At 71.3% G+C, this 11,940-nt stretch carries 12 protein-coding genes; 6 read left to right on the top strand and 6 right to left on the bottom strand.

What is annotated here, in order from left to right; genetic code table 11:
• Positions 1 to 24: 24 nt before the first annotated feature.
• Complete coding sequence (locus FNH05_RS05350) at positions 25 to 822, top strand: methyltransferase domain-containing protein (protein ID WP_144586142.1); 798 nt, start codon at positions 25 to 27, stop codon at positions 820 to 822.
• A 45-nt stretch (positions 823 to 867) separates the two neighbouring features.
• Here FNH05_RS05350 and coaE read toward each other — a convergent pair whose 3' ends face one another.
• Positions 868 to 2,052: a dephospho-CoA kinase gene (gene coaE, locus FNH05_RS05345; protein ID WP_144586141.1), complete on the bottom strand. Its 1,185-nt coding sequence runs from the start codon at positions 2,050 to 2,052 to the stop codon at positions 868 to 870.
• Positions 2,053 to 2,221: 169 nt separating this feature from the next.
• Here coaE and FNH05_RS05340 point away from each other — a divergent pair, with 169 nt between their 5' ends.
• On the top strand, positions 2,222 to 2,434 hold the full coding sequence (locus FNH05_RS05340) for a hypothetical protein (protein ID WP_144586140.1): 213 nt from the start codon (positions 2,222 to 2,224) through the stop codon (positions 2,432 to 2,434).
• 61 nt (positions 2,435 to 2,495) lie between these two features.
• Here FNH05_RS05340 and FNH05_RS05335 read toward each other — a convergent pair whose 3' ends face one another.
• The 4 genes from FNH05_RS05335 to FNH05_RS05320 form a co-directional block, all read right to left on the bottom strand.
• The gene (locus tag FNH05_RS05335; RefSeq protein WP_144586139.1) at positions 2,496 to 3,632 is read right to left on the bottom strand and encodes a S1 family peptidase; all 1,137 of its coding nucleotides are present in this window, start codon (positions 3,630 to 3,632) and stop codon (positions 2,496 to 2,498) included.
• Between the two features lie 149 nt (positions 3,633 to 3,781).
• Positions 3,782 to 4,933: an LCP family protein gene (locus FNH05_RS05330; RefSeq protein WP_144586161.1), complete on the bottom strand. Its 1,152-nt coding sequence runs from the start codon at positions 4,931 to 4,933 to the stop codon at positions 3,782 to 3,784.
• Between the two features lie 161 nt (positions 4,934 to 5,094).
• Complete coding sequence (locus tag FNH05_RS05325) at positions 5,095 to 5,955, bottom strand: SMP-30/gluconolactonase/LRE family protein (protein WP_144586138.1); 861 nt, start codon at positions 5,953 to 5,955, stop codon at positions 5,095 to 5,097.
• A gap of 10 nt (positions 5,956 to 5,965) precedes the next feature.
• Positions 5,966 to 6,691, bottom strand: coding sequence for a FadR/GntR family transcriptional regulator (locus FNH05_RS05320; protein WP_246127546.1), 726 nt, complete (start codon positions 6,689 to 6,691; stop codon positions 5,966 to 5,968).
• Between the two features lie 160 nt (positions 6,692 to 6,851).
• Here FNH05_RS05320 and FNH05_RS05315 point away from each other — a divergent pair, with 160 nt between their 5' ends.
• Genes FNH05_RS05315 through FNH05_RS05300 form a run of 4 tightly spaced genes read left to right on the top strand, consistent with a single transcriptional unit; the run spans position 6,852 to position 11,105 of the window.
• The gene (locus FNH05_RS05315; protein ID WP_246127545.1) at positions 6,852 to 7,946 is read left to right on the top strand and encodes a sugar ABC transporter substrate-binding protein; all 1,095 of its coding nucleotides are present in this window, start codon (positions 6,852 to 6,854) and stop codon (positions 7,944 to 7,946) included.
• Between the two features lie 5 nt (positions 7,947 to 7,951).
• Positions 7,952 to 8,974 (top strand): ABC transporter permease, encoded by a 1,023-nt coding sequence (locus FNH05_RS05310; RefSeq protein ID WP_144586136.1) that lies wholly within the window; start codon positions 7,952 to 7,954, stop codon positions 8,972 to 8,974.
• A complete protein-coding gene (locus FNH05_RS05305; protein ID WP_246127544.1) occupies positions 8,971 to 9,879 on the top strand; it encodes an ATP-binding cassette domain-containing protein in 909 nt (302 codons plus the stop codon). Before FNH05_RS05310 ends, FNH05_RS05305 begins: the two co-directional genes overlap by 4 nt.
• 35 nt (positions 9,880 to 9,914) lie before the next feature.
• Positions 9,915 to 11,105 carry an aldose epimerase family protein gene (locus FNH05_RS05300; protein ID WP_144586135.1) on the top strand — a complete coding sequence of 397 codons (1,191 nt, stop codon included), beginning with the start codon at positions 9,915 to 9,917 and terminating at the stop codon, positions 11,103 to 11,105.
• A 115-nt stretch (positions 11,106 to 11,220) separates the two neighbouring features.
• On the opposite strand, the gene FNH05_RS05295 is transcribed toward FNH05_RS05300, so the two are convergent.
• Positions 11,221 to 11,850, bottom strand: coding sequence for a pyridoxamine 5'-phosphate oxidase family protein (locus tag FNH05_RS05295; protein ID WP_246127543.1), 630 nt, complete (start codon positions 11,848 to 11,850; stop codon positions 11,221 to 11,223).
• Positions 11,851 to 11,940: the final 90 nt, after the last annotated feature.

Below are 11,940 nucleotides of genomic sequence, written 5' to 3'. Positions count from 1 at the left end.
GGACGACCGAGTAGTGTCACGGCCATGGCCCGCTACACGCACGGACACCACGAAGCGGTGCTGCGCTCGCACGCCGTCCGCACGGCCGAAGACTCCGCCGCCTACCTCCTGCCGCACCTGCGCCCGGGGATGGCGCTCCTCGACGTCGGGTCCGGACCGGGCACGATCACCGCGGATCTCGCCGCCCTGGTGGCGCCGGGCGAGGTGACCGCGCTCGAACCCACCCGCGAGGCGCTCGCGCTCGCCGAACGCACCGCGGCGGAGCGAGGTGCGGGGAACATGCGTTTCGACACCGGGGACGTGCACTCGCTCCCCCACCCCGATGGCCGGTTCGACGTCGTGCACGCCCACCAGGTGCTGCAGCACGTGCACGATCCCGTGCTCGCCCTACGGGAGATGCGGCGGGTGCGCACCGCGGACGGCGTGGTGGCCGCCCGCGACGCCGACTACGCGGCGATGACCTGGTACCCGGAGATCCCCGCCCTCGACGAGTGGCTGTCGGTCTACCGGCGCACCGCGCGGCACAACGGCGGCGAACCGGACGCCGGGCGGCGCCTGCTGTCCTGGGCACGGAAAGCCGGTTTCACCGACATCACCGCCAGCGCCTCGGTGTGGTGCTACGCCACCGCCGAGGATCGGGCGTGGTGGGGCGGGCTGTGGGCAGACCGGATCCTCGAATCGGCCATCGCCGGGCAGGCCGTGTCCTACGGCTACGCCACCCGTGCCGACCTGAAGCGGATTTCCGAGGGCTGGCGTGAGTGGAGCGAGGCACCCGACGGCTGGTTCTCCGTCCTGCACGGCGAAATCCTCTGCCGGGGCTGACCCTGTCCGTCCCCCGCACCCTGGGCCGCGGCCGGCACCCGCGTCTCAGACCGTCCAGCCGGTCTCCGCGGCCCAGGCTTCCGCCCGCTCGAAGGCGGCGTTGACCCAGCCCTGCTTCTCGGTGGCGTAACCGGCGCCGTTTCCGTCGTTCGCGTGGGCCTCGGCGAGCTTCCGCTTCACCGCGGCGTAGGCGTCCCGCTCCGCGGGGGTGGCCCGCAGCCAGGCCGGGAACAACAGGGCGAGCCGCCACGCGGGCGTCTGGAGCGTGCGCACGTGCAGGTTCACCCGCCTGCCCGGATCCGCGCCGAAGTGGAACCGCTTCACCCACGGTTCCGCCCCGCTCTGCGGGTCGTCGAACCACTCGCCTTCGGCCCGGGGGAAACCGGCGTCGGACAGGGCGTCGGCGAGCGCGTCCGCGTCCTCCACAGTGGACACGGTGAGCTGGAGGTCCAGCAGGTCCTTGGCGGGCAGGCCGGGCACCGAGGTCGATCCGATGTGGTCGGCGCGCACGGCGCGCTCCCCCGCCACCATCCGGATCCGCGCCAGCGCGCGCTCCGCCTGCGCCGGCCATTCTGGGTCGTAGGGCACGATCACGGGGGATTGCGGCGTCCGCGGACGGCGCAACCGGATGTTGGCCTCGAACGGGACGAGCCGGTCCGCCCACAGCCGGTCCACCTCGGCCAGCACGACGTCCGGCGTGCCGCCGTTGTCGAGCCACACGTCGGCCGCGGCACGGCGCTGCTCTTCGCTCGCCTGCGCGGCGATCCGCGCCCGTGCGTCGTCCTCGCTCATCCCGCGGACGTCCACCAGCCGCCGGATCCGCGTTTCGACCGGGGCATCGACCACCAGTACCAGGTGGTAGGCGGCGCCGAGACGGCCCTCCACCAGCAGCGGGACGTCGTGCACCACGATCGCGTCCGGCGGGGCCGCCGCCATCAGCTCCGCGGTCCGCGCGCCGATCAGCGGGTGCAGGATGCCGTTGAGCCGCTGCCGGGAGGCTTCGTCGGCGAACGCGCGCGCGGCGAGCGCGGGGCGGTCCAGCGTTCCTTCCGCGGTCAGGATCTCCGGCCCGAACGCCTCGGTGAGCGCGGCGAGCCCCGGGGTGCCCGGCTCCACCACCTCCCGGGCGAGTGCGTCGGCGTCGATCAGCACCGCCCCGTGTTCGGCGAGCCTGGTCGCGACCGTCGATTTGCCGGCACCGATCCCGCCGGTGAGTCCCACGCGCAGCATGGCCGCATTCAACCAGGCCCGGCCGGGCCCGCACCGCGCCGCCGTCCCGCGCACGCCCCGCAGCGCGCCGTAATCGAACCGATACGGCTGACACGCCGCTTCGCCTACGACGATCCGGTGCCGCCGTTGGTACGGTGCGCGGCGGGAAGGTCGTCCAAACGGAGGAACGATGCCCGCGAGCAAGCACGTCGGGAAGCACCGGCTCGGTACGCCGGGGCTGGTGCACTGCGTCCAGCATCGCCCGGTGGCCCTGGCGCTGGAGGATTACCGGCGTACCTGGCTCACCGCGCTCCTCGTGCCCGCCAAACACAGCCTGGCCGGGCTGCGCCGCCGCGCCGCCATGGCCGCGCACGAACGCGCCTGGATCCCGGCCACCACCTGAGGACGCGGCGCGGGGCTCCCGGCGTCTGCGTGCCGGGAGCCCCGCCGTCTTCGCGTCCGGCTCAGCCCGTGACCAGGGTCAGGCCGTAGGCGGAGAGGATGTCGTTCACCGGCTGGAAGAACGTGGTGCCGCCGGAGGTGCAGTCACCGGAGCCCCCCGAGGTGACCCCCTGGGCCTGGCTGCCGCTGACCCACGAACCGCCCGAGTCGCCGGGCTCGGCGCAGGCGTTGGTCTGGGTGAGCCCGTTGACCGTGCCTTCCGAGTAGTTCACCGTCTGGTTCTTGGCCTGGATGGTGCCGCAGTGCCAGCCGGAGGTGGATCCGGACCGGCACACCGAGGCACCGACCGCGGCCTCGGTCGAGCCGGTGACGGTCACGTCGCCGTTGCCGTAACCATCCACAGTGGACGTGGGTGTCCAGCTCGAGTCCGTCTGGACATAGGAGTAGTCGGTGCCGGGGAAGGACGAGGCCGCGAAGGTGCCCATCGAGGAGCCGTCCGGCCCGGTCACCGAGTCGCCCGAGTTGCCGCAGTGGCCCGCGGAGACGAACCCGCCCTCGACCGAGAAGCCCACCGAACACCTTGCCGCGTTGTTGATGTAGTAGGCGTCGCCGCCGATGACGTCCCCGGCCAGGAGCCGGGGAGCCGCGGTGGTGGTGTCCACCCGCACCGGGCCGGTCGCCCTGGCCTGGTCGAGGAAGCGCTGCACGGCCGGGTCGGCCGCGCCCCGGCGGACGGTGACGACGACGGTGTTGGCCCGCTCGTCGACGTACCAGCCGGTGACCTCCTTGGGCGCGGACCGGCCCGCGAAGGCGTCGATCGCGGCCTTGGCCGCGTCGAGCGCAGCCTCGGTGCGGGCCACCGTGACCGCCTCCGCCCCGGCCTCCCGCACGGCGGCCGCCTTGGCCGCGTCGGTGACGCCGACGGTGAGCCTGCCGGTGGCGGCGTCGTACCAGGAACCGCCGAAAGCGGTCCCGGCCGCGGCCCGCGCGGCCGGTTCCACCGCGGTCGCTTCGGCCTCGTGGCGAAGCCGGTCCTGGGCCTGCGCCGCGGTCAGGCCGAAGTCCCGCTGCATCGCGGTGAGCACGGGCTGGGCGGCGAGCGGAGCGGCGGTGGCGGTGGGGGCGAGGCAGACGGCCATGACCGCACCGGCCACCAGGCCGGCCACGCCGGTCGCCCGGGCAAGTTTGGTTCGCTTCATCGGATCGCTCTCTTCGTCGGGGAGCAGGGACCGGGTCGCGCGACCACGCCCCGAGTCTCGCGCCCGTCACCCCGCTCCCGAAACCCGGCGAAAGTAGGTTGGTTAATAACCCATCTTTCGGCGGAAAGCGCTTTCGGCCCCGCGAGCCGTCAGTTCACGCAGCCGGAGAGGTCGGTGTCGGACGAACTGGACACCAGGGAGCTCACCGTGGAAGTGGGTGGTTCACCGCTTTCCGCCACCCGTGCCGCGGCAGGGGCCGAGGAGGTGGGCGAAGACGGGGAAGAAGAGGAAGACGGGGACGCGGGCCCGGTGCCGCCGAGCAGGGTGCGCAGGAAAGCCTGCACCTGCACCGGGTCCACCTTGACCGCGTCGCCGTCGTAGCGAGTCTGCAGGCTCAGCGACTGCACCGGGATGGTCTTGAAGGTGATCCCTCCGGCGACGAGCGTGCGCATCTGCTGGGCGAACCGCAGGATGTCCCAGCCCTGGTCCAGCAGCACCGACTGCTGGACCGCGGTGACCAGTGCGCTCAGCTTCACCGGATTGGCCAGCGTGCCTGCATCGAGCACCACCTTCGCCGCGCCGGACAGGAAGGCCTGCTGCCGGGCGATCCGGTCGAGGTCACCGGCAGCCAGCCCGTGGCGCTGCCGCACGAACGCCAGCGCCTGCGCCCCGGACAGGACCTGCCTGCCCGCGGGGAAGTTCGCACCGGAGTAGGTGTCCCGCACCGGCGCCTTCAGGCAGACCGGCACCCCGCCCACGGCCAGGCTGAGCTGGTAGAACCCGGCCAGGTTCACCGCCGCGTAGTGGTTGATCCGCAGCCCGGTGAACTGCTGGACGGTCTTGATCGCCACCCGGGCACCGGCCTGGTCCGCCAGCCGTTCGCGTTCGGCGCCGGTCACGCCACGCGCGGTCAGCCGGCCCCATTCCGCGTTCCTGCCGTAGCTGTACGCGGAGTTGATCTTGTGTTTGCCGTAGTTCCCGGCGATCTCGACATAGGAGTCGCGGGGAAGGGACACCGCCGTCGCCTCACCCCCGCCCTCGGGGATGTGCACGACGATCATCGTGTCGGTGGTGTCACCGCCGTCGGAGGCGTCCCCGGCATGCAGCAGGTCGAGCAGGTCCTGCGGCAGCGGGTTGCCCTGGACATCGGTGCGGCTGTCGATCCCGACGAGCAGGATGTTCTGCTCCGGCACCGAGACCGCCTCGGTCTCCGATGGAAGCTGGGCCGACGGTTCGATCACGTCCGCGGTGGCCATCCCGGTGGACAGCCGCTCCAGTTGCGTCCAGCTGTACCCCGTCATGCCGAGCACCAGCACCGACGCCAGCCCGAGCACGGTGCACGCGACAGGTTTCCAGCGCACGCCGGCCCTCCCCCAGGTTCACCCGATCCAGTGAGTCCATCATCCAGATCTTTTCTGACAGTTTCCTGTGAACCCGGAAATTCCCTGCCGTGAACTTCGGATCACCGATCGGCCGGGGCGGCGAACGGGAGCACGGGAAGGCCGCGGACCCCGGGACGGTACCGGAACAGCGCCCCCGCCTCGGGCTCCGCGCCGCCGGGCACGCCCTGCCGCGAGGTGGTGATGTACAGCTCGTCCAGATCCGGCCCGCCGAACGTGCAGGCGGTGACGTGGCGGACAGGGAGGGGCACCTCCTCTTCGAGCCGTCCGCCGGGTGTGTAGCAGCGGACGGCCGACCCGCCCCACAACGCGATCCACAACCGGCCGTCCGCGTCGACCGTCATCCCGTCCGGGGCCCCGTCCCCGGCGGGGAGGCGCAGCAGGGTGCGACGGCCGGTCAGTCCGCGAGCCGGGTCGTAGTCGAAGGCGTCGACCCGGTGGGTCGGGCTGTCGATGTAGTACGCGGTGCCCCCGTCGGGGCTGAACGCGAAACCGTTGGAGACGGTGACCCCGGTGAGCACCGTAGTGACCGTGCCGTCCGGATCGAGGCGATAGAGGCTGCCCGCGCCGGTCCGCTCGTCGTAGGCCATCGATCCACAGTAGAACCGGCCGTCCGGATCGCAGCCGCCCTCGTTCATCCGCAGCGCCGGCTCCTCGAAGACCTCGACGAGCGGACGGACGTGCGCCAGCGACGGGTCCGCGATCGCGAAGCCGCGTTCGACCGCGAGCAGCGCGCGGCCGTCCCCGCAGGGCCGGACAACCGCCGCGACCTCCCCGACGTGGCTGCGGCGCACCCGCTGCGTGGCGGGGTCGAGTTCGAGCACGTCGCCCGCCAGCATGTCGACCCAGCGCAGTCCGGGCCAGCCCGCGTACCACACGGGCCCTTCTCCGTGCTGGGCAAGGGGTTCCGTGATCTGCTCCACTGTGGACACGTTATTCCCCCACCATTTCGCGAACCGCCTGCGTCGTGGTCTCGATGAGCCGTTTCATCGCGCGGAACGCGGCGACCGGCCGGTGCCCGCGGACGGCGACGAGCACCGCGTGGTGCAGCGGCAGGGTGGCGGCGACGCCGCCGGGCGCGTGGGAACTCGCCTCGAGTCCGTGGTGAAGGCTCGCCTCCAGCAGCCGTCCGAGCTGTTCGATCAGCTGATTCCCGCTGGCGCGCAACAGGATCAGGTGGAACGCGAGATCGGCCGCGACGAACTCCTCCTCCGCGCCGGGCAGCTTCGGCGCGTGGGATTCCATTCTGCCGTAAGCATTTTCCAGCACGGCGAGCTGCTCGGGCGTGGCCCGTTCCGCCGCCAGCCTGGCCGCACCCGGCTCGACCATCAGCCGCAACTCCAGCAGATCGCCGAGAAAGCCCGCCTTGCCGAGCTGGCCGTGCCAGGTGAGAACCTCGCGGTCCATCAGGTTCCACTGTTCGCGCGGCAGCACGCGGGTGCCCAGCCGCGGCCGGGCCTCCACCAGCCCCTTGGCAGCCAGCGCCTTCACCGCCTCGCGTACGCCGCCGCGGCTGACCCTGAGCTGCGCGGCGAGTTCGGTCTCGTTGGGCAACTGACTGCCGTCGGACAACTCGCCCGACACGATGCGCCGGCCCAGCCACTCCACGACCCGCCCGTGGATCGTGCGATGCCTGCCGAGCGGCCCCTCCTGCGTCATACCCACGGACTATACGGCCGCGCCCGCCCAGGGCCCGCACAGGAGCCGGGGGAGGCGGTGCGTGATCAAGCCTTGACTGAATCGACGAATCATCCAATGATTCATGCACGCTGAAGCGCCCCGACCAGAGTTCCCCGCCGACGTGGATGGGTGGTTGACCATGAGCGAACAGACCGCTGCCTCACGCAGGACCCTGCTGAAGGTTTTCGGAGCCGGTGGCGGCGCGGTGGCCGCGAGTGCCCTGCTGGCCGCCTGCAACGGAGTCCAGAACAAGACCTCCTCCGCCGGTGCCGGCGCGTTTCCCGCCACCGGAGCCTGGCGGTTCGTCTTCATCAACCATGTCACGACCAACTCGTTCTTCGTGCCCACGAAGAACGGCATGGCCGACGCGGCGAAGCTGCTCGGCCTGCCCGAACCGCAGTGGACCGGCTCGGCCGAGGGCAACGTCGCCGAGATGGCCTCGGCGTTCTCCACCGCGATCAACGGCAACGCCGACGGCATCGCGATCGCGCTGACCGACAGCAACGCCTTCGTCGAACCGACGAAACGCGCACTGGCCAAGGGAATCCCGGTGGTGGCCTACAACGCGACCGCGCCGGGAAACTACCCGCTGACCTACGTCGGCCAGGACCTCTACCAGTCCGGTTACCTGATGGGGCGCCGCATCGCCGCCGACGTCACCTCCGGCACCATCCTGGTCGGCATCTCCCAGCCCGGCGGCAACAACGTGCAGCCCCGGCTCGACGGCATCGTCGCGGCGCTCAAACAGGCGGCGCCCGCGGTCACCGTGCTGCCCATCAACACCGGCGCCGAGCAGGCGAACGAACTCAACGCGATCACCGCCGCCTACGACGGGCACCCCGACGCCAAGGGGATCTACGCGGTGGACGCCGGAAGCACCGCCTCCATCGCCCAGCTCGTCGCCACCCGGAACCTGCAGGGCAAGGTGCACGCCGGCGGGTACGACACGCTTTCGGACACCCTCAAGGGCGTCGGCTCCGGGGCGCTGGACTTCACCATCGACCAGTCCGCCTACCTGCAGGGTTTCCTGACCGTGCTCTACCTCTACCTGTTCCGGCTGTCCGGGACGCTGGTGTCTCCCCCGGCCACCGACACCGGCCTCACGTTCGTCACCAAGGACAACGTGGGCCCGTACCTGTCGGCCGAGAGCCGCTTCGAGGGCGGGCCGAAGGCGGATCTGGTCCCGATGCCGGCGTCGATCCCGCTGCCCGCCGCGACCACCCTCACGCGGTGACGGGGATGGCCACGACGGAAACGCCCGCCGTCCCGGCCGCCACCGCGGCCCGCGGCGGGTTCCTGCCGGGACTGATCCGGGTCCGGGAGCTGAGCATCCTGCTGGTGACGGGCGCCGCGGTGGTCTACTTCGCCCTCACCAGCGGGCCGGGGTTCGCCACCTCGGAGAACTACCACACCATCGCCCAGTACGTGGCGCCGTGGGCGATCGTGGGCGCGGGCGAGGTGCTGGTGCTGATCTGCGGGCAGATCGACCTGTCCGCCGGGTTCGTGTTCACGCTGGCCCCGTTCGTGCTGGTGCTGTTCACCAACAACGGCTGGCCGCTGTGGGCCGCGCTGATCGGCGCGGTCGCGGCCGGCACCGGGGTCGGGGTGGTGAACGGGTTGATCCACACGTGGTTCGGGCTGTCGTCGTTCATCACCACGCTCGGCATGGCCTTCCTCCTGTGGGGCCTGTCGCTGATCGTTTCGGGCGGTTCGCCGGTAGGCGCGCCGCACGGCGGGGTGATGGCGGTGTTCGGCGGCTGGGGTTGGTCGGAGTTCCTGTGGGCGCTCGTGGTGGTGGCCGTCATGCAGGTGGTGCTGTCCACCACCCGGTTCGGCGTGGCCACGCGCGCGACCGGCGGAAACCCGGTCGGCGCCGCGGAATCCGGCATCCGCACCAGCCGGGTCAAGGTGATCTGCTTCGCGGTCACCGGCGGGCTGGCGGCATTCGCCGGGATCCTGCAGGGCACCCGGGTCGGCTCCTATGATCCGACCAACGGCGGGTTCAACACGATGTTCTACGCGGTGGCCGCGGCGGTCATCGGCGGGACCGCCCTGCTCGGCGGTTCCGGCACGGTGATCGGTGCGTTCCTCGGCGCCTTGCTGCTGGGCCTGGTGTACGACGGGTTCAACCTCACCGGCATCAGCGCGAACGCGTTCTACGTGGTGCTCGGTGTCGCGATCCTGCTGGCCGCGCTGCTGAACGTGTACCTCACCCTGCTGCGGAAACGCCTGGGCTCGCAGTCCCCACGGAGGGGGTCATGAGCGACACTGGCGAAGCCCCCGCCCAGGACCGCCGACCGGGCGCGGGTGCCCCGCACAACACGGAGGCGGTCATGAGCGACACTGGCGAAGCCCCCACCCAGGACCGCCGACCGGGCGCGGGTGCCCCGCACAACACCGAGGCGGCCATGAGCGACACACCACCCCTGATGGCGGCGGAACACGTCGGCAAGCGGTTCGGTCCGGTGCAGGCGCTGCGGGACGTCAACCTTTCCGTGCGGCGCGGCGAGATCCTGGGCCTCATCGGCGACAACGGGGCCGGGAAGTCCACTTTGCTCAAGATCCTCACCGGCTACCACCGGCCGGACGACGGGCGGTTGCTGTTCGAGGGCGAGCCCGTGCTGCTGAAGTCCGTGACGCACGCCCGCTCGCTCGGCATCGAAACGGTGTTCCAGGATCTCGCGCTGGTCAACGATCTTCCGGTGTATCTCAACCTGCACCTGAACAAGGAGCTGGTGCACCGCCCGCTGCCCTTCCTGCGCCGGAGGGAAATGAAGCGCCGGGCGCGGGAGGCGCTGGACGCGATCGGGATCAGCATCCCGTCGGTGACGGCCGAGGTGGGCCAGCTCTCCGGCGGGCAGCGGCAGGCGATCGCGGTGGCGCGGTCGGTGTACTCGCACGGCGCGAAACTGCTGCTGCTCGACGAACCGCTCGCGGCGATGGGCGCCAAGGAGGGCGGGCTGATCCTGCGGCTGCTGGCGCAGCTCAAACAGGGCGGCGATCTCGCCATCATCCTCATCGCCCACAACTACAGCCAGGTCGTGGACGTCTGCGACCGGGTAAACCTGTTGCAGCACGGGGAAATCACCTTCGACCGGCGATCGGAGGACACGTCGGTGGCGGAACTGCTCGAACTCGTGCACGCGGAATACCGTCTCAACGGCTGAACCGCCGTCCCCCAAGAACCGGGAGGTGCCTGATCATGCGAGGGAAAATCGCGTTCGCGGTGGGCGTGCTCACCGCGGCGGCAGTAGGGTTGTCCGGCGTGACCTCTTCCGCCGCACCGGGATCCGCGGCCTCGCCGCCGACCATCAGCAAGGAGTACTTCGGACAGGCCGGCGGCACCGCCGTCTACCGCTACACCCTGGGCAACGCCAGGGGCATGCGGGTGCGGATCCTCAGCTACGGCGGGATCATCCAGACCCTGGAGGTACCGGACCGGCACGGCCACCGGGCCAACGTGGTGCTGGGTTTCCCGGCCCTGGCCGACTACGTCGCGAAGAACAGCCCGGCCGCCGGGGGCGGGGTGTACTTCGGCGCGCTCGTCGGCCGCTACGCCAACCGCATCGCCAAGGGCACCTTCACCCTCGACGGGCGGACCTACCACCTTCCGGTCAACAACAACGGCAACAGCCTGCACGGCGGCACCTCGGGCTTCGACCAGAAGGTGTGGGGCGCCGAGGAGGTCCCGGCGATCTCCGGCCGGGGCACGGCGGGGCTGCGGCTGAGCCTGACCAGTCCCGACGGGGACCAGGGCTATCCGGGCACGCTGCGCGCCACGGTGACCTACACCCTGGACAACGAGAACCGGCTGTCGATCGACTACCGGGCCACCACGGACAAACCCACCGTCGTCAACCTCACCAACCACACCTACTGGAACCTCGCCGGGGAGGGCTCGGGCACGGTGTACGACCAGCGGCTGCAGCTCGACGCCGGGCGCTACACCCCCACGGACGCGACGCAGATCCCGACCGGCGAGCTGGCGCCGGTGGGAGGCACCCCGTTCGACTTCCGTTCGCCGGTCCCGATCGGCGCGAGGATCGGCGACAACGATCCCCAGCTGCTCACCGGCCAGGGTTACGACCACAACTGGGTGCTGGACTCGGGCGGCGGAGCGGTGCCCACCGTGGCGGCGCGCGCGACCGACCCGGGCAGCGGCCGTACGCTGACCGTGTCGACCACCGAGCCGGGCATCCAGTTCTACTCGGGCAACTTCCTCACCGGCACCCTCGTGGGCACGGGCGGGAAGATCTACCGCCAGAGCGCCGGTTTCGCACTGGAGACCCAGCACTTCCCCGACTCGCCGAACCACCCGGAGTTCCCCAGCACCGTGCTGCGGCCCGGGCAGACCTACCACTCCACCACCGTCTACACCCTCGGCACCGACTGAGCCCCGGCCTGCCGGGGATGTGGGGCGTGCGGGTTGCCGTGAAGGGTCCCTTCACAGTCGTATCGACCGTGAAGGGACCCTTCACGGCTCCGGACTTGCCGGGGGCGCCCGCCGGTCAGCCGTAGAGGTGGTCGGCGTAGGAAGGGCCGTAGTACCGCTCGAGTTCTTCGAGGGAATCCTCGGGGCGTTCGAGGGCCTTCGCGATCTTGGCCCGGGTGGGGAGCGCCTCGGGGCGCCAAGTCTCCGGCCGCCACAGTTGCGAGCGCAGGAACGCCTTGGCGCAGTGGTGGAAGACCTGCTCGACCTCCACCAGGAGCGCCAGTGGCGGGCGGTGCCCCTTCACCGCCATCGCGTCGAAGAACGGCGCGTCCCGGATCAGGCGGGCGCGGCCGTTGACGCGCAGCGTGTCCCCCCGGCCGGGAACGAAGTAGAGCAGCCCGACGTGCGGATTCGCCAGCACGTTGCGCAGCCCGTCGACGCGGCGGTTGCCGGGCCGGTCGGGGATGGCGATGGTGGTGTCGTCGAGTACGAGCGTGAACCCGGCGGGATCGCCCTTCGGCGAGACGTCGCAGGCACCGTCGGCGCCGGCCGTCGCGATCAGGCAGAACGGCGACTCCGCCAGCCACTGCCGGTCCAGCTCGTGCAGCCGGGGGCGTTCCTTCCGGAGCGCGGAGGGCCTCGGCGCCCCCACGATCTCCCGGAGTTCGTCCTCGGACCCGACTTCGACCACCCCGTCCAACTCCACGCCCCCACCTTAGCCACCTGAGGGGGCCCCTCACACGACCCGTCCGTCGGCCGAGCCCCAGGCTCAGGCCGGAATGGGGGCGGTAAAGGG

It is taken from the genome of Amycolatopsis rhizosphaerae, from assembly GCF_007713715.1.
Lineage (GTDB): Bacteria > Actinomycetota > Actinomycetes > Mycobacteriales > Pseudonocardiaceae > Amycolatopsis_E > Amycolatopsis_E rhizosphaerae.
This window is presented reverse-complemented; position numbering and strand designations above follow the sequence as displayed.

What these genes read in the sequence shown, in the direction of transcription:
- FNH05_RS05350 (WP_144586142.1), top strand. Translation starts at nt 25, where the DNA reads ATGGCCCGCTACACGCACGGACACCACGAAGCGGTGCTGCGCTCGCAC.
- coaE (WP_144586141.1), bottom strand. Translation starts at nt 2,052, where the DNA reads ATGCTGCGCGTGGGACTCACCGGCGGGATCGGTGCCGGCAAATCGACG.
- FNH05_RS05340 (WP_144586140.1), top strand. Translation starts at nt 2,222, where the DNA reads ATGCCCGCGAGCAAGCACGTCGGGAAGCACCGGCTCGGTACGCCGGGG.
- FNH05_RS05335 (WP_144586139.1), bottom strand. Translation starts at nt 3,632, where the DNA reads ATGAAGCGAACCAAACTTGCCCGGGCGACCGGCGTGGCCGGCCTGGTG.
- FNH05_RS05330 (WP_144586161.1), bottom strand. Translation starts at nt 4,933, where the DNA reads ATGACGGGGTACAGCTGGACGCAACTGGAGCGGCTGTCCACCGGGATG.
- FNH05_RS05320 (WP_246127546.1), bottom strand. Translation starts at nt 6,691, where the DNA reads ATGACGCAGGAGGGGCCGCTCGGCAGGCATCGCACGATCCACGGGCGG.
- FNH05_RS05315 (WP_246127545.1), top strand. Translation starts at nt 6,852, where the DNA reads ATGAGCGAACAGACCGCTGCCTCACGCAGGACCCTGCTGAAGGTTTTC.
- FNH05_RS05310 (WP_144586136.1), top strand. Translation starts at nt 7,952, where the DNA reads ATGGCCACGACGGAAACGCCCGCCGTCCCGGCCGCCACCGCGGCCCGC.
- FNH05_RS05305 (WP_246127544.1), top strand. Translation starts at nt 8,971, where the DNA reads ATGAGCGACACTGGCGAAGCCCCCGCCCAGGACCGCCGACCGGGCGCG.
- FNH05_RS05300 (WP_144586135.1), top strand. Translation starts at nt 9,915, where the DNA reads ATGCGAGGGAAAATCGCGTTCGCGGTGGGCGTGCTCACCGCGGCGGCA.